Origin of the sequence: Candidatus Ichthyocystis sparus (genome assembly GCF_900078745.1) — a bacterium.
Classification (GTDB): Bacteria; Pseudomonadota; Gammaproteobacteria; order Burkholderiales; family 2013Ark19i; genus Ichthyocystis; species Ichthyocystis sparus.
Genome location: NZ_FKII01000044.1, coordinates 39,790 through 65,620, shown reverse-complemented (window position 1 = coordinate 65,620; position 25,831 = coordinate 39,790). Strand labels below are relative to the sequence as shown.

The 25,831-nt window shown below is 40.9% G+C and carries 19 protein-coding genes and 1 tRNA gene; 15 read left to right on the top strand and 5 right to left on the bottom strand.

Features of this window, described 5'->3' with window-relative positions:
• Positions 1 to 50: 50 nt before the first annotated feature.
• Positions 51 to 2,747 carry an Rne/Rng family ribonuclease gene (locus tag A6733_RS01710; protein ID WP_092401464.1) on the top strand — a complete coding sequence of 899 codons (2,697 nt, stop codon included), beginning with the start codon at positions 51 to 53 and terminating at the stop codon, positions 2,745 to 2,747.
• Between the two features lie 19 nt (positions 2,748 to 2,766).
• Here A6733_RS01710 and A6733_RS01705 read toward each other — a convergent pair whose 3' ends face one another.
• The 5 genes from A6733_RS01705 to A6733_RS01685 are packed head-to-tail and all read right to left on the bottom strand — an operon-like array spanning position 2,767 to position 7,478.
• Positions 2,767 to 3,504, bottom strand: a complete 738-nt coding sequence (locus A6733_RS01705) for an ABC transporter ATP-binding protein (RefSeq protein ID WP_092401461.1) — start codon at positions 3,502 to 3,504, stop codon at positions 2,767 to 2,769.
• Positions 3,482 to 4,264, bottom strand: a complete 783-nt coding sequence (locus A6733_RS01700) for an ABC transporter ATP-binding protein (RefSeq protein ID WP_092401458.1) — start codon at positions 4,262 to 4,264, stop codon at positions 3,482 to 3,484. Before A6733_RS01700 ends, A6733_RS01705 begins: the two co-directional genes overlap by 23 nt.
• A complete protein-coding gene (locus tag A6733_RS01695) occupies positions 4,261 to 5,331 on the bottom strand; it encodes a branched-chain amino acid ABC transporter permease (RefSeq protein ID WP_092401455.1) in 1,071 nt (356 codons plus the stop codon). Before A6733_RS01695 ends, A6733_RS01700 begins: the two co-directional genes overlap by 4 nt.
• Before the next feature lie 6 nt (positions 5,332 to 5,337).
• Positions 5,338 to 6,267 carry a branched-chain amino acid ABC transporter permease gene (locus tag A6733_RS01690; RefSeq protein WP_092401453.1) on the bottom strand — a complete coding sequence of 310 codons (930 nt, stop codon included), beginning with the start codon at positions 6,265 to 6,267 and terminating at the stop codon, positions 5,338 to 5,340.
• A gap of 5 nt (positions 6,268 to 6,272) precedes the next feature.
• Positions 6,273 to 7,478, bottom strand: a complete 1,206-nt coding sequence (locus tag A6733_RS01685) for a branched-chain amino acid ABC transporter substrate-binding protein (RefSeq protein ID WP_092460311.1) — start codon at positions 7,476 to 7,478, stop codon at positions 6,273 to 6,275.
• Between the two features lie 146 nt (positions 7,479 to 7,624).
• Here A6733_RS01685 and A6733_RS01675 point away from each other — a divergent pair, with 146 nt between their 5' ends.
• The 14 genes from A6733_RS01675 to dnaJ all read left to right on the top strand — a co-directional run bounded on the left by A6733_RS01675 (position 7,625) and on the right by dnaJ (position 25,830).
• Positions 7,625 to 8,908, top strand: coding sequence for a hypothetical protein (locus A6733_RS01675; RefSeq protein WP_139057454.1), 1,284 nt, complete (start codon positions 7,625 to 7,627; stop codon positions 8,906 to 8,908).
• 38 nt (positions 8,909 to 8,946) lie between these two features.
• Positions 8,947 to 13,125, top strand: coding sequence for a YhdP family phospholipid transporter (locus tag A6733_RS01670; protein WP_092411228.1), 4,179 nt, complete (start codon positions 8,947 to 8,949; stop codon positions 13,123 to 13,125).
• A 9-nt stretch (positions 13,126 to 13,134) separates the two neighbouring features.
• Positions 13,135 to 13,917 carry a nitrilase-related carbon-nitrogen hydrolase gene (locus tag A6733_RS01665; RefSeq protein WP_092401438.1) on the top strand — a complete coding sequence of 261 codons (783 nt, stop codon included), beginning with the start codon at positions 13,135 to 13,137 and terminating at the stop codon, positions 13,915 to 13,917.
• A 21-nt stretch (positions 13,918 to 13,938) separates the two neighbouring features.
• Positions 13,939 to 15,381, top strand: coding sequence for a metalloprotease TldD (tldD, locus tag A6733_RS01660; protein ID WP_092401584.1), 1,443 nt, complete (start codon positions 13,939 to 13,941; stop codon positions 15,379 to 15,381).
• Between the two features lie 199 nt (positions 15,382 to 15,580).
• The gene (locus tag A6733_RS01655) at positions 15,581 to 15,874 is read left to right on the top strand and encodes a co-chaperone GroES (protein WP_092401581.1); all 294 of its coding nucleotides are present in this window, start codon (positions 15,581 to 15,583) and stop codon (positions 15,872 to 15,874) included.
• A 31-nt stretch (positions 15,875 to 15,905) separates the two neighbouring features.
• On the top strand, positions 15,906 to 17,561 hold the full coding sequence (gene groL, locus A6733_RS01650) for a chaperonin GroEL (protein WP_092401435.1): 1,656 nt from the start codon (positions 15,906 to 15,908) through the stop codon (positions 17,559 to 17,561).
• Positions 17,562 to 18,051: 490 nt separating this feature from the next.
• A tRNA-Phe gene (locus A6733_RS01645) sits at positions 18,052 to 18,124 on the top strand.
• 49 nt (positions 18,125 to 18,173) lie between these two features.
• The gene (sucC, locus tag A6733_RS01640; protein WP_092401578.1) at positions 18,174 to 19,337 is read left to right on the top strand and encodes an ADP-forming succinate--CoA ligase subunit beta; all 1,164 of its coding nucleotides are present in this window, start codon (positions 18,174 to 18,176) and stop codon (positions 19,335 to 19,337) included.
• Between the two features lie 17 nt (positions 19,338 to 19,354).
• Positions 19,355 to 20,236 (top strand): succinate--CoA ligase subunit alpha, encoded by an 882-nt coding sequence (sucD, locus tag A6733_RS01635; RefSeq protein ID WP_092401432.1) that lies wholly within the window; start codon positions 19,355 to 19,357, stop codon positions 20,234 to 20,236.
• A 79-nt stretch (positions 20,237 to 20,315) separates the two neighbouring features.
• Entirely contained in the window at positions 20,316 to 21,017 is a 702-nt protein-coding gene (locus A6733_RS01630) for a YjbE family putative metal transport protein (RefSeq protein ID WP_092401429.1), read from the top strand.
• 18 nt (positions 21,018 to 21,035) lie between these two features.
• Positions 21,036 to 21,917, top strand: coding sequence for an FHA domain-containing protein (locus tag A6733_RS01625; RefSeq protein WP_092401426.1), 882 nt, complete (start codon positions 21,036 to 21,038; stop codon positions 21,915 to 21,917).
• Between the two features lie 98 nt (positions 21,918 to 22,015).
• Positions 22,016 to 22,576, top strand: coding sequence for a nucleotide exchange factor GrpE (gene grpE / locus A6733_RS01620; protein WP_092401423.1), 561 nt, complete (start codon positions 22,016 to 22,018; stop codon positions 22,574 to 22,576).
• Between the two features lie 92 nt (positions 22,577 to 22,668).
• Positions 22,669 to 24,624: a molecular chaperone DnaK gene (gene dnaK / locus A6733_RS01615; protein WP_092401420.1), complete on the top strand. Its 1,956-nt coding sequence runs from the start codon at positions 22,669 to 22,671 to the stop codon at positions 24,622 to 24,624.
• A gap of 81 nt (positions 24,625 to 24,705) precedes the next feature.
• Positions 24,706 to 25,830, top strand: coding sequence for a molecular chaperone DnaJ (gene dnaJ / locus A6733_RS01610; RefSeq protein ID WP_092401417.1), 1,125 nt, complete (start codon positions 24,706 to 24,708; stop codon positions 25,828 to 25,830).
• Position 25,831: the final 1 nt, after the last annotated feature.

The window sequence follows — 25,831 nt, the reverse complement described above, 5'->3', positions numbered from 1 at the left end:
ATACTATTTGGGGCTCTGCGTGCGCTGTTTAGTTGCGCGGAGAATATTTCATGAAAAGGATGTTGTTCAATGCGGCTCAGCCCGAGGAGTTGCGGGTTGCCATAGTGGAAGGGCAGAAGTTACTCGATCTTGACATAGAGTCTTCTCATAGAGAAAAGAGGAAGAGTAATATTTATGTTGGTGTGATAACTAGGGTTGAATCTAGTTTAGACGCTGCTTTTGTAGATTATGGCTTTGAGCGCCACGGTTTTTTGCCGTTTAAGGAGATTGAATCTTCATATTATAGTAAACCTACTTACGCTGGTCGTAAGGGGCAGCTAGCTCTTAACGAAGGTCAGGAAGTTTTAGTTCAAGTAGATAAGGAAGAGCGTGGTTCTAAAGGTGCGGCTTTAACTACTTATATTTCTTTGGCCGGGCGCTATTTGGTTTTGATGCCGAATAATCCTAGAGGAGGTGGTGTCTCTCGGCGTGTTGAGGGTGATGAGCGAGCTGAACTTAAGAATCTTATGGAGGGCTTGCCGCTTCCTACTGGTATGAGCATCATAGGTCGTACCGCGGCTATCGGTCGTTCGTTTGATGAGTTGCAGTGGGATTTGGAGTACCTGCTGAAGCTGTGGGATGCTATCTTTGAGGCGTCGCGTCCTCGTTATAAATCTCAAACTGGGGATATCGTATACGAAGAAACTAAGGATCGTGTTAACCCCCCGGCGTTCTTGATTTATGAAGACTCTTCTATAATTATCAGGGCGATTAGAGATTACTACCAGCATGACATAGGGGAGATATTAGTAGATTCTCCTGATATATATGAACAGGCTAGGCAATTTATGGCGCATGTTATGCCTCACAATGTTTCAATTGTGAAGCGGTACTCTGATTCTGTGCCTTTGTTTTCACGGTTTCAGATTGAACGTCAAATTGAGATGGCTTGTTCTCGTACGGTGACTTTGCCTTCTGGTGGTTCCATTGTCTTTGATCATTCTGAAGCTTTGGTTGCAGTAGATGTCAACTCTTCTCGCGCTACTGGTGGTTCAGACATTGAAGAAACTGCGTTCCAAACTAATTTAGAGGCCGCTGAAGAGATTGGTAGACAAATTCGTTTGCGTGATCTCGGAGGGTTGATAGTTATAGATTTTATAGACATGGAGTCTGCTAAAAATCAGCGATCCGTGGAGCATAAGCTGAGGGAGTCTCTGCAGTATGATCGCGCTAGAGTCCAGATGGGGAAAATTTCTCGATTTGGTTTGTTGGAGCTTTCAAGGCAGCGGCTGAGATCAGCCTTGGGGGAATTGAGTCATGTTGTTTGTCCACGATGCTCAGGTACTGGTTTTGTACGAAACATAGAATCATCTGGGTTGCACATACTGCGTGTTTTGCAAGAGGAAGTTATCATGAAGGAGCACGTTTCGTCCGTTCATGTTCATCTTCCAGTAGATGTTGCTACTTTTCTACTGAATGAAAAACGTGGTCAGATACTGGGGTTGGAAAAACGTACTCATGTAAATATAATTTTGATTCCCAGCATCCATTTGGAAACCCCAGCCTATCGTATTCAGCTTGTTCACTCTGACTGTGATGATTCTGACATAATGAGTTACAGGATGATTACCTCTAAAGATGATGCAATTGATGCATCCGTTGAGATTAGCTCGTTTGCGTCTGATAAATCCAGAAGGATGAAACCACTTGTAAAGACATCTGCTATTTTGCCTTTTGTTAGTCGTTCTGGTACTGCCAGCAAGGGTATATTAGATAGGGTTTGGGGTTGGATTAGGAACAAATCTGCTAAAACAGATTCTCCCTCTGATCCATCAAGTACTACTGCGGTGGACTTTGTGCCTGAAGAGAAAATACAATCAGTCAATGAGCGCAATATTACAAATCGTCGTACACGAGTTCAGGGTGGCAGATCTTCGTCAAATCGTGTTTCTTCATCCTCTTTTGATGGAAGTCAGACGCGCACCAGACGTAGGCCAACAAACTCTGATTCAGTAAGGACTGCGGACTCTGTTACTTCTTCTGATACTGATGCGTCTGCTGCTAGACGTCGCGCTCCTGCTTCTCGTCAACAAAGGTTTTCTAGAACTAAAACTCCTCAAGCTGCTGATGTAGAAACTTTTTGCGATGATTCTGATTCTGTTTCTAGGGATAGGAGTATGCTTGATTTTGGCAGTGCTGTGGCTTCGCCACCTGCTAGAGTTGCTACACATCGTAACAATGTAAGCGCAGCAGGGCACAACAACGTAAACCGACGTCGTAGCAGAGGCCCGCGCCGTTGTAGAGATGATGATAAAGTTGTCTCTGTTCAACAGCAATGTACCTCTCATGACTCAGCTTCGGTCGTAGAGGCAGTTATATCAGCAGATTGTGATGATTCATCATCTCAAAGTACGTATTACGCTGCCGAAAATGATATATCTGAAGATGTAAATCAATTTCAACCGCAAGCAGAGAAATTAGATGCTACTGCAGCATCTTCTACTGAGAATTTTTCTGCTCCTGCTCCTAATAGGAGGAAAGAGTTTCCAGAGTTATCCGGTGGATTGGTTCTTATTGAGACTAAAATTAATGGATTGCCAAACATTGATTCAGGTGATGATTTGCCTGCTTCTGTTGCAGTCGTTAAGAAGGTTGCACGTTTTACAACAAATGTTAATCCTGAGGTACATAATAACAATGTAGAACAGTCTATGGTGCAGGTAGAAACTAGGAAGAAAGAAACAGATGCACCGCCACCGCACTGCTAGATAACATCGTCGTCCTTGCCTATAGGGCAACGCCGAGATAGGTTGATCTTATATTGGGGTTGTTTAGTATTTCTGTGGAGTTGTCTTGTGCCTGTATCTTTCCTCCTTCTAGTATTATAGTTTTGTGGGAGTGCCTTGTTGCTAGACCTATGTTTTGTTCTACCAATATTATAGTTATCCCTTGTTTGGATATGGCGCTTATTGCTTCGAACACCTTTTTTACAATTTGAGGTGCTAGCCCCATGCTCGGTTCGTCTAGCATCAGTAGTTTGGGACAGCTGGCCATTGCTCTTCCTATGGCAACCATCTGTTGTTCTCCGCCCGACAGATGTCCCGCTATCTGATTTCTTCTTTCTGCTAGGCGTGGAAATAGGTCATATATTTCATCTCTAATGGTATGAAACAGTTTGTTGGGGCGTACTATATGACCACACTTGAGATTTTCTTCGACTGTTAATTTTGTAAACAACCTACGTCCCTCTGGTACTAATATCAGCCCTGCTCTACTTCTTTGATAAGTTCTATGCGTGGAAACATCCATTCCAGCATATATTATTTTTCCTGAACTATGAGGTATGAACCCGGATATAGCATTCAGTAATGAAGATTTTCCAGCGCCGTTGGGGCCAACTATGGAAAGAGTGGTTCCCTTTTGAACATCAAAGCTAATATTACTTATTGGACATATTTTTCCGTAACAAACGCGAAGATTGTGAATACTAAGTAAACTACTATTACCGCCCTGTTGGCTCTTCATAGTCTTTTCCTAGATATGCGCTAATAAATTTGGGATCTGCTATCACATGTTCAGGAGTATCCTCTACTATTTTTTCTCCAAAATCTAAAACTGCTATTCGATCACACAGATTTACCACCAATTCAATGTCATGCTCTATAATAATTACAGCCACACCATCATCACGTATTTTTCTTATTAATGATCTTAGCGTTTCCCTTTCTACAGAGTTCATGCCTGCAGCTGGTTCATCTAAAGCTATGATTATCGGGTGTGTGGCAAGGGCCCTGGCTATCTCAAGTTTTCGTTGTTCTCCGTATGATAGGTTTCCAGCTTGCATGAGCTTTTTACTATGGTCTATACCTACGTATGACATAAGATCACAGCTACTATCTACTATTTTTTTACGTTTTGCCTTACAGAAAATTGACTCCATTAGCGATAAGCTTGAGAAATCTTTATGAAATCCAACCAATATGTTTTCCAAAACGCTAAGCTTCTTAAATAACCTAATATTTTGAAACGTTCTAGATATGCCTTGTGAAACATTATACTCTGGGGAGTTTTTTCTTAATTTTTTTCCACTTAAAATGAACTCTCCGTTATCATGTGCACCAAAACCAGTTAAACAGTTAAACAAAGTGGTTTTGCCGGCGCCATTAGGACCTATTATTCCATATACTTCCCCTTCCCTAATGGTGAAGGAAACGTTGCTAAGGGCCCTAATGTTGGCAAATTTCTTGCATACATTTCTAGCTTCAAGGAGAACATTGTGATTCATTTGATCAATTGTTTTCTTTCAGAAAATATACCGTTTGGCCTGAATGTTGCCATCAAAATGACAGCACAACCTATGATTAGTTGTCGTATAATCTCCGGATCTGCAAGATTTCTAATCCAAGATGAAGATTGATCGTCTATAAGATATTGTCCAATAAGTGGTAACAAAGAACGTAGCAACTCTGGAACCGCTATTATGAATACACATGCTGATACTATTCCAATTATCCTACTGCTTCCTCCTAGAATAACTATAGTCAATATGTTGAACGACTCCATAACATTAAAGCTATTAGGGCTCACGAATCCTTGGAATCCAGCAAACAGCGCTCCACCCACACCAGAGAAAAATGCACCCAAGCAAAAAGCTAACATTTTGTACCTATATGGCTTAATTCCACACGATCTTGCTGCTACTTCATTCTCTCGGATCGCTATGAAGGCCCTTCCTATGTAATTGTTTCTTAGTAGATGGTATACATATGCTAATACGGCAGTGATTATGAAGAACAAGTAATAATGCAGCTTGAGAGACGATACATGGAGCGGTCCGATATCTAGTGCTTGAGATAGATCGAGACTTAATATTCGAAACGAATCAATGCCAGTTATTCCTTGGGGGCCATTTGTTATGTTTATAGGCCGGTTTAGGTTATTCATGATAACCACAAATACCTGTCCAAAACCAAGAGTTACTAAGGCGAAATAGTCTCCCTTGAGTAACAAGGCGGGTATACCTATTATTAGGCTCAAAACACAAGCCGCTAGCCCACTTGCAGGTATAAGAGCTATGCTATGCCAATGAATGCCAAGTTGCGTTGAAGCTAGTAGGGCATAACAGTAGGCACCACAGCCATAGAACGCTGCGAATCCCAAATCTAGCAAACCAGTGTATCCAAGAACGATATTGAGACCAAAAGCTTGGATAATATACAAAAGTATAAAATCTAGATTTCTTTCCCACGTTTGTCCCACCATACCCGCTAAGAACGGCAGCATCAAACATATGGCGCTGATAATCACCGGTTGTGCTTTTGATGCTAGTTTGTGAGCCTTAGATAAAAACATAGCCTCCTAGGATTTATCGGTATTGCTTGTTCCCAAAAGTCCGTTTGGTCGCACCAACAGAACTGTGAGCAATATGATGAAAGAAAAGACATTTTGATAATCTGAATTCAAAATTCCTCCCGTCCAATCGGTTATATATCCCGTAACCAGGGCTTCTACTACACCAAGCAACATGCCTCCGACCATGCTACCCGGTATGCTGCCTATGCCACCAATAACGGCAGCGGTGAAAGCTTTTATTCCCGGTACGAACCCCATTCCATAGTTTATGATGCCATAGTTACTGGCTAATAATATTCCTCCCAATGCAGCTAATGCTGAACCCATAATAAAAGTTATAGAAATTACAGCGTTGCTGTTAATCCCCATAAGCTCAGCAACCATATCATGCTCTGATACGGCACGTATGGATAGACCAATTCTAGTTTTACGCACGAACAACCACAACAACAACATCGTGACGGTAGTAACTGCTATTGTAGTGATATGAGAAAACGGTGCTGAAATTTTCCAAAAGTGGATCATGTGCATAGGGATGTACTGAGGAAATTTTAGGTATTGACGACCCCAAATAATCATGGCGATGGATTGTATAACGATGGATGCACCTATCGCCGTGGTGAGACATATGAGGCTTGATGCCTTGCGAACCCTTCTATAAGCGACAAGCTCAAGTAGTGCTCCTGTTATTCCAGATATAATCATTGAAATCGACGTAGCTACGACTAGTATTATACCATGTGACGTAGATGGTAAATAGTGTTCTAGTATATTTATGGCTGAATAGCAGACGAAGGTTCCTATCATAAGTACATCGCCATGAGCAAAATTAATCAGACCAAGCACGCCATAAACCATCGAATACCCAAGGGCTAGTATGGCGTATGTACTACCTACAAACAGGCCATCGACAAATAAGTCGGTGAAAAAATTCATGAGTGTTACTTTTTCTTGGGAAGAGTTTGTTTATGTGAGCAAGAAAAATTGTCGTTGGAGTATACCCTTTGTACATTGAATGTACCACCTGAAATCTTAAATATTGTTGTTGCTGAGTGGGCAGGATCGCCGTTTTTCTTGAAAGCAATGCGTCCTGTTATGCCGTTTGATTCTTGGTTATGTAGGTAGGATATAATTTTGTTCTTATCAAGTGAATTTGTTTTGGCAATAGCATTTCCTATTAATCTGGCAGCATCATAACTAAACAAGGCGTATGGTTGCACGTTTATGGAGAATTGTTTTTCATAGCGATGCTTAAACTCAGTTACCATAGGCAAGCCATCAATAGGAAGAGAATTTCTTGAACAAAAGGTTCCTTCAGCAAATTTTCCTGCTAATGAGACGAATCTAGGAGTGCAGGCCATATCTCCAGTTACAAATGAAATACTTGGGTTTATAGATCGCTCCTGCCTGATCAATCTTGCAGCCTGGGAATCAGTTCCAGAGAAAAATAGAATGTTTGGCTTGTATTTATTGATGCTTGCGAGAATAGCTGAGTAATCCAGATCCTCACGTCTTGTATATTCATGTCTTACAATTTTGATGTTTTTCTCTTTAAGCGAATTTTCCACCTGGGTTGCTAAATTTTGCCCATAAGAGCTTCTATCATCGATAATAGATACGATCGGTTTTTTAGCCATTTGGGATATGAATTTTGCAATGTAAAGACCTTGGATAGTATCTGGTGACATCATTCTGAATGTGTTACGAAATCCTTGTTGGGTGTATTTTTGATTAGAAACTGACGGAGCAATTTGAATGACATTAGCTTTGTTGTACACGCTAGATGATGCTATGGTACACCCAGAATCTACATGCCCAATGACAGCCAGTACTTTATTATCAACTAGATATGAAGCAGCTATAGTTGCCATCCTAGGGTCTGAATTATCATTTTGTGATAATAGGTGAAAAATTATACGGCGACCATTAACCCTAAGATCCTCTTTATTCATGTCTTCTATGGCAAGACGAATACCATTTTGATAGTCCACTCCAATATGAGCGGTATCACCTGTAAGGGGTCCGGAGAATCCAATTATGACTTCGGTGTTTTGTGAATTCCCTTTTTTTGATTCCGAAAAGCAAGATGATAGTAATAAGCAGGACAGACATAGTATCAGAGATGCTGCACGGTTAAAAAAAATCATTTGATATCCTCAATCAAGGCAGGAGTTAAGGTACGTGTAGTAGATGTGAACTATCCTATTCCTATTGGAAGAAAAATAAAATATTTTCCTCCTACTTTTGCCTTTATCTACCTAGTTTTCGTATACAATGCAGGCTTTGATAACACTTGGTTGTTAATTATAGGCGATTTGCTTCCATTGGAGACTTAAGATTGCGTTTCTCAGAAAAAGAAGGTTCATGCCAAGAGTTATCTGATAAATTGTCTAGCAGGGTGCTTGATGGTCTAACTCAATCTGATTCGTGTTTGTACAAGCCTAATCGCCTGGCGGTCGTTGCAGATACTCATAAATTTACTAAATCCCAGTGGGATGCCGTGCTCCAAAATTACGGTGACTCCCCACTGAAGGCATTGTCTGGCTCCGGTCATGGGCTGTTGTCTATTTTCTTTAGTCAGTATTTTGGAGTCAATTGGCTACAACGGCTTAGGATGTGGATCTTACTTAAAATTAGGCCCCAAAAAGGTGATGTACAGTTTAGTACGGCCGTATTTCATATTAGCCTTCATTTAGGGCATATTCTGCAATCATTGTTATCTTTCCGCTATATTATAGATGAGGAGCGTTTTGATGCTATAGCTAGCCGTGTGGTTGCTATACACTCTTTTGTGCTGCCTCTTTCTACTACTCTAAACGATGTTTTTTATGATGTGGTTTTCCAGCGCTTGGTAATGCATGTCTATACCATATCCTATGATGAGAAGTCTGTTGATTGGTTTTTATCAATTATTAACATACTTTCTCGTAAAAATATGATGAGAATCATCAACTCAGTTCAGAGAATGTCCCGTGGTGATCCTCGTTGTGCAGGTTTAGGATTTGAGCTTCTAAAGGGTATTTCCGTTACCATATCCAGAATAATTCTTTCTCGCTTACATTCTTTTTCCCTAGATGAGCTAAGGATTTTTACACATCTTCCTGATTATCTTAGTGTTTCAATTGTAAATGCTACCGGAAATGAGGAGCGTGTTTTAGTTCTTACAGCGGTTATTAACGAAATCTATGGGCGATTGGATTGTTCTGGGTGGTTTTTGAGTGCTTATGAATCAAAGCGCGCTGCTGTTGTCGTTTTTTTTGAAAAATTACTGCTATCCAAGTCCAGTAAAGTCGATTTGGATGTATACCTGGATTTATTAGATTTTTTTGATCACCTAAAAGAAGAGATAGGTTGTTTCCTTATAGGGGCATTGGAGGTATCTTTAACTCGTCTGAAAGCCAAGCTTTTAGAGTCAGTTACGGACGTCTTTAGTGAGAAACAGTTAGTGCATTTTTTACGATCTTGCAATAAGGATATGTTGCTTTGGTTTTTGCAAACGGCAGGTACTGGTAGCCTCTTTTATTCCTATGTTAAATCAGTTATAGAATCTCAATATGGGGTGCGGTCGGTTGGTTAGCGGTGATATTTCGCGATTTTAAAACTTGTAGGGCCGTTATGAAAATTTACTTTAGGCAAAATAGAAGATGGCTACTGGTGGTGGTTGCTATTTTTGCTTGTATTTTTGGTTCTTCCCTGGCGCGTTTTGCTCACGAAAATATAAGAGATTTTGAATCCAGATGGAAAGGTAAGACCGTTGTTATTGGTGACTATAGACTTGCATTTTCCTCTCTAGATTTGTCTTTACTGTCTTTGTACCCACACGTTACAGCAAGAGGCGTGCATGTCTATTCTGGTACTGATACGAAGAAGAATATTGATTTTTCCAAAGTTATATTTTATTCCACCTGGTGGAGTTTATTGCGGGGATATTTGCGGCCCAGTTCAATTGATGTAGATGGTGTAACTTTATCTGTAGTACATACTCTTAATCACTTTGAGTTAAACAACTTCACCTTCGACGATATCCTTCTACCTTTGGGTGGGTATTATAAATCTTCTACAGCTAAAGAATTTTTGCAATCAGTGAAGGAAATTTCACTACATAACCTAGATCTATCTTGGTTAGAGGGTAAGCAGAAGAAAGTTATTAGGTTCAGTGGAGGTATAGATGGGAGGTTGTTACGTGTTTCTTCCACAAGGATCAGTTTCATTGTTGATTTGTTTCGTAGAGGTAAGTACTACCATTCTGCTACTATTTCTGGATATGCAACTTACGAAAATAATCGTCTGGTATGTGACGATTATGTAGATTTCTTGGTAAATGGTCTTGATTTGCAGGCCGTACGTTTTTTTATGCCATCTTCTTTGGAAAAGATCAAATACTCTGGATTAATAGATTTTTCTGGAAGGGTTGCCGTTACTGACAACATTCCTAGTGGTGTTCAGGGCGAGTTGGTTAGTCATGGCATAAAAATAAGTGACCAGCATTTTTCTTGGGAAGAACCATACCTAGCCATGGATGTTGGACTGTATTGGGGCAATTCGCGGTTCTCCACTTTGTATGTACGCAACATCAGAAACCAGAAGGTTTCATTTGGAAAAATGCCGCAAAATTATTCTATAAACCTCAGGTGGACACGGCCATTTTCTTTGGAAAATTTGCAAGAGATCAATTCAGTGCTTTCGTATGTAGCTACTCCTTCCTTAAAGAACCTTTTTCTTATAACTAGTAGGCAATTTTTTCCTCACTATGAATCCGTTATTAATAGGATTCCTTATGGCATTGTGAGAGATTTTAATTTTAAATGGCACCGTCATGGTAACGATCCTTTATGGGATATTAGTGCTAGTGTTGGAGGCACTCCATCAGATGGCTTTCTTTGGCTGAAGCATCTTGATGAATACCAGGCTACTATTTTGGGCAATCAGGACAGGGGTGATATTTCTCTGGATCATGCAACTGTACTATTAGACCCGCATTCCCTATTAAGGAATGTGTCGAAATGGAAATCTCAGGTTTCGGGAAAGCTTTTTTGGCGTTCAGACAAAAGCAAGGAAGCGATGTGTTTTGGTGCTAAGTCTATATCTATAATGTCTGCACTGGCTAATTTTAATGGTAGATTTGAATATTGCCCCGATGGTTCAGGACAAAATTCCGTTAAACTCAACGGCACACTTTTCCCCAAGTCACTTGAGTTTTTACGCGATCATTTGCCTGATGCTGTTTCCTATCCCGTCCGTAGTTGGATTAAGCACTCATTTATAAGTGGAAGTATTCCATACGCTGATGTCAGAGTATCCGGAGGTATTGATTCCAAGGGAAATTTTTCCTCCCATACCAATTGGTATTTAGGAATAAATCTAAAAGATACGTCTATTTCTTTGGGCAATGGTATTAGTTTCACTAATGTTGATGGTATGGCTAAGATTAACAATAGTTCCCTTGATGCAAGTGGATCTTGTTCTTTTGGGGCAATTCCTGTTAAGAAATTTAGGCTACTGATAAACGATTTTCACACAGATGATTTTAATAGCAATATTTTAATTCAAGCTAAAACATCAGAGGCTAAAGTGTCCGATTACGCTGTTGCTCTCTCTAGCTTGTCGAATGTTGTTACAATTCCTGGATACTTAGTCAAGTATTTTAAATCCCCCGACTTTTTGGGGAGTTTGAAAATACAGAATATGATGTTGTCGATACCACTGTGGGGAAAGTCTGATAGTGATAATTTTTCCTACTCTATATACGTTGAAGGTAGTAATCTGCGGAAGGATTTTGCCTACAACGGTAGTATCTATCACCTTGTATCAGATAGGGCACTAGCTAACGTTTGTAATGGTAGTTATTTTATCGATTTTGGTTCGTTGCTTATGCCACCCAAATTTTGGGGTAAGGGCTATATAGCTGGCAATTCACTAGGAGATGTTGCGATTTCAGCTGTCAGCAAGGGTGATATTCACAGTTTATTCAGTAACATTCTTGGTGTTAAGCTGCCATCGGTATATTTGAATGGATCTTTCGATGCATATGTTGGTGCTTATAGGTCGTTCGATACCGATAGCTGGAATGTTCGTGTTGATAGCAATTTGGTGGGTATATTTTCAGCATTTCCCGAGCCATTTCATAAAAATGTTAGAAATGGTGAGTGGCCTGTATCCATTTTGTATACTGCCCACGACGATAGTTTTTCGATGGATGTATTTCTTAAGCATAAGCATACTTGCTTAAAGTTGAGTTATGCACCTTTGGATGATTTTAGTAAAGACTTGTCCAATTACACCTTATCAAGTGGGAATTTGGCTGGCGTTAGTGGGGTACCATCTTCGTGTTTTTCATCTCGGGTTGTAGGTGGCGATCATGAATATAGACTGTCAAGGTTGGTTTCAAGAAAAGAGGTTGAGCCTGCACATGCTGTTTTACCGCATGTAAATGCTAATAATCCAAGCTCTGAACCAAATACTATTTCTAATAATAATTATTCTGGTAATACTGGTAGCGTTGCTCCTGCACAGGAAAAAGATGCCAACCCTTCTTCCATGAACAATGGGAAAGATGATGCTAATAAAGGGGATGTTAAGAAGGATGATGGTAAAAAAGATGAGGTTAATAAAGAGGATGGTAAATTTGTTTGGGATATCTCAATAAACACTGCTTTTATTGATCAAAATAGATGGATCTCTTTAATGAGAGCTGGTGTTTTTGGTCAGGAGGTGGGTAAGGTTCCATATCGTCTGCATATATTTAGCAAGAAGGCTAAACTTGGTGTTCTTTCTGTAGATGATTTAGCTGCCAATGTTACTATCTCAGGAAATAAAATATTATCGCAAATTAGTTCTTCTGGACTATCTGGGACAGTTAACTGGAATAATGATGAAAGACAACTTTCCATCAGATTAGATTCAGCTTCAATTTCAAATGATGTGTCTGGGGAAATTGGTGAATCTAAGAATGTTATTTTCGGCTGGCCAAACATAGATTTATATATTCAATCTTTGAAGTTTAATGATGTGCCAGTAGGTAGCGTTAAGTTGCAGGTAGTAAATCAAAGTGATAAGTCAGACGTGCAGCTTTTTGCTATCCAGAATGATAATGCACTCCTAGAGATGAAAGGACAGATGATTTTGTCTGGTGGGCAACAGATTAACGATATGGATTTTCAAGGTATCTTTTATGATGCAGGTAGCCTTCTTTCATCTTGGAAACAAAAATCCCTGATTGAAGGCGGTTCTGGTGTTGTATATGGTTCTGTCTCTTGGGTAGGATCTCCTTTGCTTTGGCTAGGTACTTCTATCTCAGGAACAGTAAACTTAAACTTAGAGAAGGGTGAATTTAAACAGATTAATACAGGAATTGGGAGTTTGCTGGGCTTGTTTAATCTTAAAGAATTGCCGCGCAGGGTACTTCTAGATTTTCATGATGTTCTTTCATCAGGGTTTTCTTTTGATTCACTTGTAGGTTCTTTGCAGATTAATAATGGTATACTTATGACTCAAGGCCTGGATATTCGTGGTCCATCTAGTAGGGTCATGGTTTCTGGGTCTGCTAATACCGTGGACCGCACGTTTGATATGGACTTTTGTGTTTTACCGAAGGTGAGTAATACTTTTTCCGTTGCTAGTGTGTTGGCCGGGTTTCCGGTGGCTGGTGTGATCAGTTTGGTGGCACAGAGCATATTTCGTGATCCTATTGGTAGTTTACTAACTAAGAGTTACAAGGTTGTTGGTCCTTGGTCTGACCCTTCCATACAGAAGATTAGCGAGCATTGCTCTATATCACCGGATTTTAAGAGGTAGCTGGATTGTATGCTGGAAGAAAAAAGAGGTTTTACAGCAGCGGCAATTCAGATCAAGAGACATTTTGCAGCTAGACCGTTTGTTGAGTTTTTGGAGCGTGTTGAATATTTGGTCGCGGAGGCTGTATCTAGCGGGGCATTGCTGGTTGTTTTGCCAGAGCTTTTTGCGGAAGATTATAGTGATCTAGATGTATTGGATGATCTTCGATCTTTTCTTTCTAGGCTCGCTTCGTGTTACGGGTGTTGGTTGGTCGGTGGCTCGTTGCCCACAAAGGTTGACAGCGAAGATAATCCAAACAATACCTTAATTTTATACGGACCTTCAGGGGATATTCTCTTACGCTACAATAAAAGAAATTTGTTTTATGCTCGTTTTTGTGATCAGGTTGTGGATGAGTTCGAGCGATTTTCTGCAGGAATGGAGATGCCCGTTGCCTATGATGCGCCTTTTGCTCGATTGGGTTTTGCTATTTGCTATGATTTGCGTTTTCCTGAGTTGTTTCTTGCACAAAGAGCGGATATTTTTGTAGTACCTTCCTCCTTTCGCTATCAGACTGGAAAGGATCATTGGGAAGTATTATTGCGTGCCAGAGCCATTGAAAATCAGGCTTTTGTGATAGCTGCTAATTGTTCTGGTAAAACTGGGCAGTCTCATTTTTGGGGTCACTCTATGATTGTGGATCCCTGGGGTGTTATCTTAAGTAATTCTACTGATGATGAGGCTGTTGTTACGTCTTTTGTTGATATGGAATTTTTGATGGCGCTCAGATATAAGTTGCCAATGCGTCGTTGAGTGTTTGGAAAAGGATTTCTTATGTCGGATGATTCTGCATTGTCCTTAGCGGAGTGTACTTTGCTTGAGCCTTTTGGCTTGTCTCGAGTCAAAGTTTTTTCTACATTGCATGCGTTGGCAGATACTAAAATTGATGATGCAGATATATATTTTCAGGCTCGTCAGTTTGAAAGTTGGGGGGTCGAGGAGGGTATAGTAAAGTCAGGTAGTTTTAGTATTAACCAAGGGTTTGGTGTGCGTGCTGTGCGAGATGATAAATCCTCATTGGCTTATTCTGACGTTATCTCTTTGCAAGCAATAAATGAATCCTTGAACGCTGTTAAATCTATAGGACGTCAGGGTTCATCTTTTGTTGGTCCTGTTTCCCCTAAGGTCCGTCCTGCAGTGCTTTATTCTGCTGATAATCCTATTTCCTCTCTATCTGATCACTCAAAGGTAGGTATTCTCCGTCGTGTTGATGCTCTAGCTCGTGCCAAGGATGATCGTATTGTTGAGGTAATGGCCTCTATTGCTTTTTGCCATGAAGTAATTCTTATTGCGCGTTTAGATGGAGTATATGTTGCTGATGTTCGTCCGTTGGCGCGTCTGTCTGTACGAGTAGTAGCACAAGAAGGTGATAGAAGAGAGCAGGGTAGTTCTGGTGGTGGTGGAAGGTATGGCTGTAATTATTTTTCTGAGGAAGTGCTGAATGGTTATGTGGATTCAGCTGTTTCTCAAGCTGTTACTAATTTGATTGCTCGCCCGGCTCCTGCTGGTCCTATGACCGTAGTTTTAGGTTCAGGGTGGCCTGGTATATTGCTGCATGAAGCTATTGGTCATTGTCTAGAGGGCGATTTTAATCGCAAAGGGAGCTCGGCTTTTTCTGGACTTATGGGACAATCTATTGCCACATCTGGCGTAACAATTTTGGATGATGGCACTATTGCTAATCGTCGTGGTTCTTTAAATATTGATGATGAAGGCACTTCAACTCAAGCCACGGTTTTGATTGAAAATGGTGTTCTAAAAAATTATATGCACGATAAAATGAGTGCACGTCTCATGAAAGCTTCGCCTACTGGTAATGGACGTAGGGAGTCGTATGCGCATCTTCCTATGCCTCGCATGACGAATACGTACATGGTTAACGGCAAGTACCATCCAGAAGAAATTATATCGTCTGTAAAGAGCGGTTTGTATGCCAAATATTTTGAAGGTGGTCAAGTTGATATTACCAGTGGAAAGTTTGTGTTTTCTGCTTCGCAAGCTTATTGGGTTGAAAACGGTAAAATTTGCTATCCGGTAAAGGGAGCAACTCTTATTGGTAGTGGACCAGATGTATTAAAATGCGTATCTATGATAGGAAACGATATGTCTCTCGATAGTGGTGTTGGTACCTGTGGCAAAGAGGGGCAGAGTGTTCCGGTAGGTGTTGGCCAACCTACCTTGAAACTTGACAAAATTGTTGTTGGCGGAGTTTCTTGATCCGCTTATTCTTTTTTCATTGTGATTTTTGATCTGTTGTTATTTTTGAGCTGGCGCTGTTCTTTTTTGCCCTTGAAAAAGCATCGATCAGTGATTACCATTAGCAATCGGTGAGCGGGATTGCTTGGCCGTGCTCTCTTGCTCCAGTTTGAGTTTATTTGGATTTCCAGTAGGTTATGAAGAAAGGTCTGTTATGTCTTTGAAGTTGAAACCGTTAGGTGATCGTTTGATAGTTCGTCGTATCGAGGAGGAGCGTAAAACTCCATCAGGTATAGTGATTCCTGATACTGCGGCTGAGAAGCCTGATCAAGGGATAGTTATATCTGTAGGTGACGGAAAGGTAGCCGAGGATGGAAGTTTACGTGCTATGTCTCTTAAGGTCGGTGATAGAGTTTTGTTCGGAAAGTACTCTGGCCAGACAGTTAAGATTGACGGCGAGGAATTATTGGTTATGCGTGAAGAAGATGTTATGTGCATGGTTCTGGATGGATAATAATCTTAGATCTTAATCATAGGAGTTTTGTATGGCTGCGAAGCAAGTTGGTTTTGGTCAGGAATGCCGTTCCAAGATGGTAGATGGTATTAATATTTTGGCTAATGCAGTGAAAGTTACTTTAGGTCCAAAGGGAAGGAATGTTGTTATCGAGCGCTCCTTTGGTGCTCCTACAGTTACTAAGGATGGTGTGTCGGTAGCTAAGGAAATCGAGTTGAAAGATCGCTTTATGAACATGGGAGCGCAGATGGTTAAGGAAGTTGCATCTAAGACTTCCGATGTTGCCGGCGATGGTACAACTACAGCTACTGTTCTTGCCCAGTCTATTGTTCATGAAGGCATGAAGTATGTTACTTCAGGTATGAATCCCATGGACTTGAAGCGGGGCATTGATAAAGCTGTTGCGGCTGCTGTTGAGGAGTTGAAGAGAATCTCTAGGGCTTGTTCTACGTCAAAGGAAATTGCACAAGTAGGTTCTATTTCAGCTAATTCAGATGAAGCAATTGGTGCCATAATTGCAGAAGCCATGGATAAAGTTGGTCAGGAAGGCGTTATCTCTGTAGAGGATGGTAAGTCTCTTGATAATGAGTTGGCCATAGTTGAAGGTATGCAGTTTGATAGGGGGTATTTGTCTCCTTATTTTGTTAACAATTCTGATAAGCAGATGGCTGTTTTAGAAAGTCCATATATTCTTCTACACGATAAAAAAGTTTCTTCGATTCGTGATTTGTTGCCTATTTTGGAACAGGTTGCTAAGTCTAGTCGTCCCCTGTTGATCATTACGGAAGATATTGACGGTGATGCCTTAGCAACATTGGTAGTTAACAATTTACGTGGAAGTTTAAAGACCTGTGCTGTTAAAGCTCCTGGTTTTGGTGATCGTCGTAAGGCTATGTTGGAAGATATTGCTGTTTTAACGGGTGGTGTTGTTATATCTGCAGATGCGGGTATGTCTTTGGATAAGGCTACTTTAGATTCTTTAGGTCAAGCTAAACGTGTTGAAGTAGCAAAAGAGACTACGACCATTATTGATGGCTGCGGTCAAGCTTCTGATATCCAAAGTCGTGTGAAAATGATTTGTGCTCAGATTGAGGAATCAACTTCTGACTATGATCGTGAAAAGCTGCAGGAAAGGCGTGCTAAGTTGGCAGGTGGTGTTGCTCTTATTCGTGTTGGAGCTGCTACTGAGTTAGCTATGAAAGAGAAAAAGGCTAGGGTTGAAGATGCTTTGCATGCAACACGTGCTGCAGTTGAAGAGGGAATTGTTGCAGGGGGTGGCGTAGCTTTGTTACGTGCTAAGCAGGCTATAGCTAATCTTTGTGGTGCTAATAGCGATCAAAATGCCGGTGTTCGTATTGTTCTTAGAGCGATAGAAGAGCCTCTTCGTCAGATTGTTTCTAACTCTGGTGAAGAACCATCGGTTGTTATAGCAAAAGTTCTGGAAGGAAAAGGTAACTTTGGATATAACGCTGCTTCCGGTGAGTACGGTGATATGGTATCCATGGGTGTTTTGGATCCCACTAAGGTTACTCGTACAGCGCTTCAAAATGCTGCGTCGATTGCTGGTTTGATGCTTACAACTGAATGTATGGTATCTGAATTACCAGAGGAGAAAGCTGCTGCAGCTCCTGTTGGTGGTGGTATGGGTGGCATGGGCGGTATGGGCGGTATGGGAATGGATATGTAATTTTTCCCTCACGTGAATGTTCTACACATTGTCCCCTTCGTAAATTGCGATGGGGATTTTTTTATGCTGTTAAGTAATTAATTTAATATTTATATTACTTTATGGCATTGGCCTTAAAATTAATATAGATTAATTGATGTATTAATGAAGGCATGGCTTTTAACTTAGTTTGGCTAGTAGTACGTTAATATCTATCAAATACTGTAAATGAGTTATCTATTTTAAATAATCTTACTATGGCACGGTGCTTATAGTTACTGCGAAAATAATATAGAAAAAATTCCCTCACGAATTTCATTTATTGTATTCAAGATCATTTAAGAGGTGTTCAATTAATGACCAGAGAGTTTAGTTTCATTGTTAATTGTTATTTATAATTTGAACCATGTGTATTTTTGTACTTATGTTTTTTGTAGGGAAGTTTATTTTTTCTTTACAAGTTCTTTAGTTGACGTGCGGCACACGTATACCTACAATCGGTAGTTTGCGTGGCCGGGTAGCTCAGTCGGTAGAGCAGAGGACTGAAAATCCTTGTGTCGGCAGTTCAATTCTGCCCCTGGCCACCTTTGAGCGTCTATTTTTGTGTCTGCTGTGGAGCTGGGAGTTGTTACAATGAAAATTCATGAATATCAAGCCAAGCAGGTCTTTCGTCAATTTAGCATTCCGGTACCAAAAGGTTTTGCATGCTTTTCCGTTGAGGAAAGTGTTGATGCTGCTGAGAAATTTTCTGGCTCCATATATGTTGTTAAGGCACAGATTCATGCTGGTGGGCGTGGTAAGGCTGGTGGTGTAAAGATTGCCAAGTCCATTGATGAAGTGCGTAAATATGCCTCTAGCATTTTGGGTATGAATCTAATTACCCATCAAACATCTCCCAAAGGACAGTTGGTTAGACGTCTTCTTATAGAGGAAGGGGTTGATATTGGGCACGAATATTATTTTAGTTTACTAATTGATCGGCCGTCGCAGAAGATCTGTATGGTTGCTTCCTCTCAAGGTGGCATGGATATTGAGGAAGTAGCGAATTCTCAGCCTGATGCTATCAAGCGCCTTCTTATAGATCCAGGCCTCGATTTTCCTAAAGATGAAGTCTTGCGTTTTTGTCGTGATTTAAATATCCCTACTAACGCTGAGGATCAAGCTCTCGAAATGTTTGGTAATTTTTTTCGATTGTTTTGTGAGAAGGATGCTTCATTAGTGGAAGTTAATCCTTTGGTATTAACTAAATCTGGTTCCTTGGTTGCTTTAGATGCAAAAGTAGATTTTGATGATAACTCCTTATATCGTCAGCCGGACATTGTTGAGCTTCGTGATCTTGATGAAGAGAATCCAGATGAGGTTAGAGCATCTAACTTTGGATTGTCATATATAGCACTGGATGGTGATATAGCATGTCTGGTAAACGGTGCTGGTTTAGCCATGGCTACAATGGATGTTATAAAGTTGTATGGCGCTAGTCCTGCTAACTTTTTAGATGTTGGGGGTGGAGCTACTCGTGATAAAGTTACAGAAGCATTTAAAATTATGTTGAGTAACAAATCTGTTAAGGGCATATTGGTCAATATTTTTGGTGGCATTATGCACTGTGACACTATTGCAGAGGGTCTTGTTGCGGCCTCCCGTGAGCTGTCGCTGTCTGTTCCGCTAGTGGTTAGGATGAGTGGTACTAATGAAAAATTGGGACATCAAATTCTTTCGGATTCTGGTTTGTCACTAATACTAGCTGGCTCTATGTCAGAGGCAGCTCAGAAAATTGTGTCTGCCGTTAGGCAGTAATCTAAAGAGGGGGTACTGTGTCTATTTTAATTAATGCCCGTACTCGGGTGTTGACGCAGGGAATAACTGGTAAGACTGGTTCTTTTCATACAAGATTGTGTCGTGAATATGCTAACGGCATGAAGTGTTTTGTTGCTGGTGTTCATCCCCAGAAGGCAGGCCAATTTTTTGAAGGATGTCCTATTTTTGCGACGGTTGACGAAGCGAAACGTCAAACTGGGGCGACTGTTTCTGTAATCTATGTTCCCCCAGCAGCAGCAGCGGGTGCTATTTTGGAGGCAGTTGAGGCTGATCTAGATCTTGTGATTTGTATTACTGAGGGTATTCCTGTTATGGATATGCTCCGTGTTAGGAGTGTTATGCGTCAGCGTGCTTCCAGGACATTTCTGGTTGGACCTAACTGTCCTGGAGTTATTACTCCTGATGAATTGAAGATTGGCATAATGCCTGGGCATATTCATACTAAAGGACGTGTTGGCGTGCTATCTCGCTCTGGTACGCTCACTTATGAAGCTGTTGCTCAGCTGACTGCGCTTGGTATTGGGCAGTCTACGGCTGTTGGCATAGGTGGTGATCCCATTAGTGGATTAAAACATAAAGACGTTCTGGAGTTATTTAATAACGATCCAGACACCGATGCTGTTGTTATGATAGGTGAAATTGGTGGTAGAGACGAGGAAGATGCCGCTTTGTGGGCTAAGGATAATATGAAGAAGCCCGTGGTAGGTTTTATTGCCGGAGTTACCGCTCCTCCCGGCAGGAGAATGGGTCATGCTGGTGCTATAGTCTCTGGTGGATTTGGTACTGCTTCCTCAAAGATTGAGTGCATGGAGAGTTGTGGCATTAAGGTAACTAAAAATCCTGCAGAAGTAGGGCTTTTGTTGAAGTCCGTTCTCTAACATCTCCTTTAAAGACACCTCTAGTATCCAAGCTGTTGCTATAGTTTTGTGTAGGTCGTTATAGAATTGAAGCAACTCCATGGGGGTTGTTTTCTCTATGCATTATGCTGTTTCAGTCTTAGAAATTCTTTTCATCGATTTGTTGTTGTCAGGTGATAATGCTGCAGTAATTGCTATGATATGCAGTCACTTACCGCCTAAACAGCGCACTTTTTGTGTGCGCTTGGGCGTTGGCATTGCTGTGGTAGTGCGTATTTTATCCCTTTTTGTCGTAGATTCTCTCTTATCATACCCAGGATTGAGTGCTATAGGTGGTTTGTCTCTGTTAGCAATCGGTATGTCTTTTAGCCCCTTCACCTCATCACTACCAGAAGATACTTCTTTAGAAAAATCTGATAACAAAGGTGGATTCTTTAGCGCCATACGAAAGATTGTGTTTGCTGATTTCATAATGAGTATAGATAACGTTATAGGAGTTGCCTCTATTGCTAATGGCAATAGGTTTCTCCTTATTTTTGGTGTGGTTGCAAGCATTCCTATGATGCTGTTTTTTAGCAATTTTTTTATAAGTTTATTGAACAGGTACCGTTTTGTTTTTTGGATAGGCGTAGCTTTCTTAGGATTTATCGGAGGCATGCTTATTGCGGGAGATGTATTTATTAAAGAATTTGTTTCAAGATACCCCCCTGTTAAATGGGCTATCCCTATAACTTGCGCTATTTTGTTAACCGCTGCTCGCTACTTGATAACAATTCTTACTAGAAAAGAAAAAAATATATGATTACGTGGAGGGTGATCTATGGCAATGATTATTTTGGAAAAAAATGGAGTAGCAGTTAGGTCAATATTGGTGAATAAGGACTGTATTAGGGTTGGACGTCGCCATGGCAATGATTGCATTTTGAGTGACCCAAGTGTTAGTGGTTACCATGCTGAGATTCATTCTACTTTTTCTGGACATTATATTAAGGACCTAAGTAGTACTAATGGTACTTTTATTAATGACAAATTGGTGTCATTCACGCGTATTAAGCCCGATGATGTTATAAGGTTAGGTAATAGTGTTATTCGTCTTGAATTTCCTAATACGCCAACTAAGAGTTCCTATGTAGAACCAGAACCGTCTGTTCATAACCTAAATTCTAATATTTCAGGTAGTGATTGGTTGGAGTCACTATCACTGTCATTGGATTCATCTGATAAATCTGGAGTTGTTGATCCTGCAGCTTATGAAAGTGATGTAGCTAAAGATATTAGTGCGTCGGTTCCAGACGTTAGTGCGTCTATTTCAGATGTTGATGCGTCGGTTTCAGATGTTAGTGCATATACTTCAGAAGCCGTTGAGGTTGCTCATAAAGAAGATATATTGGAACTCAGAGAGAGTGATGAATGGATTGGGGCCCCAGAAAATTGGGCAACACTGATTGTTAAACCATCAAATAAAAATTTTCCAGAAAGGCGATTGTCCCTAAACAAACCATATGTAAAAGTTGGAGCTTCTAACAAATGTGTCTTTACCGTTACTTATGATGTTTCTGGCTATTGGCTTGAGTGTTTGAAGGGACCAGAATTGCCCCTACTTAACGGCGCAAAATGTAATGTAGGAGAGCTATATCGTCTCTTTGATGGTGACTATCTGACCCTTAATTCGGCGAATATATTTTTTTATTGGCCAAGATAGTAGTTGCTTTGATCTTCTTAAATCTCTTGAAAATTTGTAATTTCATACTATATTTAGATCTCAGTAAGGTGTTTTTTTAAGTACTTTCTGGGAGGACTATGGATTCGTCTACTCAAGATTTAGAAGAGGTTGTTGATAAATCTTCTCTAGAAGATGGAATTGAAGATGATAAGGGTGAGGGTGAGTTTTCGCCAGATGAGGTTAACAGGGATTGTTCTGTAGAATTAGAAGATATGAGGGATAAGTATCTGCGAGCTCAAGCGGAAGTGGAGAATATCCATCGCCGCTCCAGAGATGAATTGGCAAAGGCCAGGTTGTTTGGCCTTGAAGGTGTTGCTCGTTCTTTGCTGCCTATATGCGATAGCCTAGAAATGGCTTTGGGGGTTGAATCACAGACCCTTGAGACTTTACTAGGCGGTGTAGATATGACCTATAAGCAGTTTCTTAAGTTGTTTACTGAAATGGGAATTTCAGCTATTGATCCTGTCAATGAGAAGTTTGATCCTAATTGCCATCAGGCTATGTCTACTGAGGTATCTGATACTGTGCCCCCCAACCATGTTTTGCGAGTTTTGCAGAAGGGGTACCGCTTGCATGATAGGGTGATTAGGGCTGCGTTGGTCGTGGTTTCTAAGGAGTCTGTTTCTGAGGATACATAGCTTACTGATTTTTTAGCAGTTGCAGATGTGTTCTTTTATCCCAAATTGGAAGTTTTTATGGTAGGTCAACGATTTTTTTATAGGTGATAGTTATGTCGAAATCAAAGTCAGACAAGATTATTGGTATTGACTTAGGTACTACCAACTCCTGTGTTGCGGTTATGGAAGGTGGTAAGGTTAAAGTTATTGAAAACTCAGAGGGTTCGCGTACTACTCCTTCTACGATTTCTTATATGCCTGATGGGGAAGTTTTAGTTGGGGTGCCAGCTAAGAGACAGGCCGTTACTAACCCTAGAAATACTATTTTTGCTGCTAAGAGATTGATAGGTAGAAGGTTTGAGGACAAAGAGGTTCAGCGAGATATAGAGTTAATGCCGTACAAGATTGTTGCTGCTGACAACGGGGATGCGTGGGTTATGGCTGGGGATAAGCAGTTTGCTCCGCCGCAAGTTTCTGCCGAAGTTTTGAGAAAAATGAAAAAAGCAGCTGAAGACTATCTGGGATGTGAAGTTAGTGAGGCAGTTATTACAGTTCCTGCTTACTTTAATGACGCACAGCGCCAAGCAACTAAGGATGCAGGTAAGATTGCCGGTCTTGATGTTAAGAGGATAATTAATGAGCCTACTGCAGCCGCCCTGGCTTTTGGCCTGGATAAAAAGGAATCAGGTGTATCCGGTGACCGTAGAATTGCTGTTTATGACTTAGGGGGTGGGACCTTTGATGTCTCTATAATAGACATAGCAGAGGTGGATGGTGAGTATCAATTTGAGGTGTTATCCACTAATGGTGATACCTTCTTGGGTGGAGAGGACTTTGATCAACGATTGATAGATTTCTTGGTGGAGGAGTTCAAGAAAGATCAAGGCGTAGATTTGAAAAAAGATGTTATGGCTTTGCAAAGACTGAAAGAGGCCGCTGAAAAAGCCAAAATAGAGCTTTCTTCATCTCAGCAAACAGATATTAATCTGCCATATATTACTATGGATAGTTCTGGGCCCAAACATATGGCTATCAAGATTACAAGGGCTAAGTTTGAGTCCCTTGTATCAGACTTGGTAGATAGAACTATCGAACCATGTCGTGTTGCTCTGAAGGACGCAAGTCTGTCAGCTGGGCAAATTTCTGACGTGATACTGGTTGGTGGGCAAACCAGGATGCCTAAGGTTCAAGAGGTAGTTAAGGAGTTTTTCTCCACTGATCCACGCAGAGATGTTAATCCTGATGAAGCTGTAGCTATAGGTGCCGCAATTCAGGGTGCTGTTTTGCGGGGGGATGTTCGGGATGTTTTGCTATTAGATGTGACGCCCCTTTCTTTAGGTATAGAAACTATGGGTGGCGTTATGACAAAGCTCATAATGAAGAATACAACCATTCCCACGCGCGCTTCGCAAGTATTTTCAACTGCAGAGGATAATCAACCCGCAGTTACAGTAAAAGTTCTTCAAGGAGAACGTGATCTTGCAGCCTCAAATAAATTGTTGGGTGAGTTTAATTTAGAAGGAATTCCGCCATCCCCTAGGGGTATGCCTCAAATTGAAGTTACATTCGACGTTGATGCTAATGGTATTATGAATGTATCTGCTAAAGATAAAGTTACTGGTAAGGAAAATAAGATAACCATTCGTGCTAACTCTGGTCTCTCAGATGAGGAAGTTGAACGCATGATTAAGGATGCTGAAGCTAACGCAGATGAAGATAGACGCATAGTTGAATTAGCTAAAGCACGTAACGATTTGGATGGGCTGATTCACAGTGTTGGTAAGTCTATGTCCGAGTATGGTGATAAGATTCCAGCAGAGGATAAGGAAAAAATAGAGTCTGAGCTTAAAAAATCTGAAGAAGTGTCTAAGTCCGGCAAAATAGACGACATTAGATCTCAGTTTGAGTCCCTAGGTAAAGCTTCTCAAAAATTAGGGGAAATGATCTACGCGGATCAACAGAAAGCATCTGCTGCACCTTCCGATGATAAATCTCAAAGCAAAGATGAGGCTAATGTTGTTGATGCTCAGTTTAGCGAAGTTGATCCTTCAGCTGAAGATAAAAAATAATTTTTGTGTGAATATTTCTTGATAATTATGGAGGTGCGATTGTTTCGCATCTCCTTTTTGTGTGAATATGAATAGGGCATCATGACGAAGAGAGATTATTACGAAGTTTTAGAGGTGTCTAGGGATGCCTCTGAAGCTGATATTAAAAAGGCATATCGCCGTTTGGCTATGAAGTATCATCCAGATCGTAATCCGGATGACAAGACTGTTGAAGAGCGATTTAAGAGTATAAAGGAAGCATATGAGGTTCTTTCTGATCCAAAGAAGAGGGCAGCTTATAATCAGTTCGGGCATGCTGGTTTAGGCGGCGGAGCCGCTGGCTCCGGGACATCGTTTACTGGAGGGGGATTTGACTCATTTGCTGATGCTTTTGGAGATATTTTCGGGGATATCTTTGGTTCTCGCGGATCCTCTTCTAGCAGAGCCAAAGGCGCCGATTTGCAGTATAGCATGACCATTACCTTGGAAGAATCAGCCCGAGGGGTAAAAAAAGAAGTTGTTCTACCCATTACTAGCCAGTGCGACTCCTGTAATGGTAGTGGGGTTGCAGCAGGTAGCGACAAAAAGACATGCAAGCACTGCAATGGTTCTGGGCAGATTCGTATGTCTCAGGGGTTTTTTACTGTGCAGCAGACCTGTCCCCATTGTCAGGGTGCGGGATTTATTGTTACTAATCCTTGTCGTTCTTGTCATGGGCAAGGATGTGTTCGTAAGAAGAAAACTATTTCTATAGATATTCCAGCTGGGATTAATAACAAAGATCATATACGATTGTCAGGACAAGGTGAAGCCGGTTCTCATGGAGCTCCTCCTGGCGATTTGTACGTTAAGGTTAATTTGGCACCGCACCCTATTTTTGAGCGAGATGGTGACGATTTGCACTGTGAGATGCCAATAACCATAGCTACTGCTGCCTTGGGCGGAGAGATCGAAATTCCTATTCTCTCAGGTTCAGCTATGCTGAAAATTCCTCCTGAAACTCAGTCTGGACAGGTGTTTCGTCTGCGCTCAAAAGGCGTCAAGGGTGTAAATAGTCTTGTTCCCGGTGATTTGCATTGCCATGTCTACATCGAAACTCCAGTTAGCCTAACTGATCGCCAAAAAGAATTATTACAGGAGTTTGATGAGATTAGTTCCAAGGATTCTAAACGACATATGCCTAAGGCGGCTTCATGGTTTAGTAAAGTTAAGGATTTTTTTTCTTGAA

Excerpts from the sequence above, each read along its gene's own strand:
- dnaK (WP_092401420.1), top strand. The coding sequence starts at position 22,669 with ATGTCGAAATCAAAGTCAGACAAGATTATTGGTATTGACTTAGGTACT.
- A6733_RS01630 (WP_092401429.1), top strand. The coding sequence starts at position 20,316 with ATGGGGGTTGTTTTCTCTATGCATTATGCTGTTTCAGTCTTAGAAATT.
- groL (WP_092401435.1), top strand. The coding sequence starts at position 15,906 with ATGGCTGCGAAGCAAGTTGGTTTTGGTCAGGAATGCCGTTCCAAGATG.
- A6733_RS01690 (WP_092401453.1), bottom strand. The coding sequence starts at position 6,267 with ATGAATTTTTTCACCGACTTATTTGTCGATGGCCTGTTTGTAGGTAGT.
- tldD (WP_092401584.1), top strand. The coding sequence starts at position 13,939 with ATGTCGGATGATTCTGCATTGTCCTTAGCGGAGTGTACTTTGCTTGAG.
- A6733_RS01705 (WP_092401461.1), bottom strand. The coding sequence starts at position 3,504 with ATGAAGAGCCAACAGGGCGGTAATAGTAGTTTACTTAGTATTCACAAT.
- grpE (WP_092401423.1), top strand. The coding sequence starts at position 22,016 with ATGGATTCGTCTACTCAAGATTTAGAAGAGGTTGTTGATAAATCTTCT.
- dnaJ (WP_092401417.1), top strand. The coding sequence starts at position 24,706 with ATGACGAAGAGAGATTATTACGAAGTTTTAGAGGTGTCTAGGGATGCC.
- A6733_RS01665 (WP_092401438.1), top strand. The coding sequence starts at position 13,135 with ATGCTGGAAGAAAAAAGAGGTTTTACAGCAGCGGCAATTCAGATCAAG.
- A6733_RS01685 (WP_092460311.1), bottom strand. The coding sequence starts at position 7,478 with ATGATTTTTTTTAACCGTGCAGCATCTCTGATACTATGTCTGTCCTGC.
- A6733_RS01670 (WP_092411228.1), top strand. The coding sequence starts at position 8,947 with ATGAAAATTTACTTTAGGCAAAATAGAAGATGGCTACTGGTGGTGGTT.
- sucC (WP_092401578.1), top strand. The coding sequence starts at position 18,174 with ATGAAAATTCATGAATATCAAGCCAAGCAGGTCTTTCGTCAATTTAGC.
- A6733_RS01700 (WP_092401458.1), bottom strand. The coding sequence starts at position 4,264 with ATGAATCACAATGTTCTCCTTGAAGCTAGAAATGTATGCAAGAAATTT.
- A6733_RS01695 (WP_092401455.1), bottom strand. The coding sequence starts at position 5,331 with ATGTTTTTATCTAAGGCTCACAAACTAGCATCAAAAGCACAACCGGTG.
- A6733_RS01625 (WP_092401426.1), top strand. The coding sequence starts at position 21,036 with ATGGCAATGATTATTTTGGAAAAAAATGGAGTAGCAGTTAGGTCAATA.
- A6733_RS01710 (WP_092401464.1), top strand. The coding sequence starts at position 51 with ATGAAAAGGATGTTGTTCAATGCGGCTCAGCCCGAGGAGTTGCGGGTT.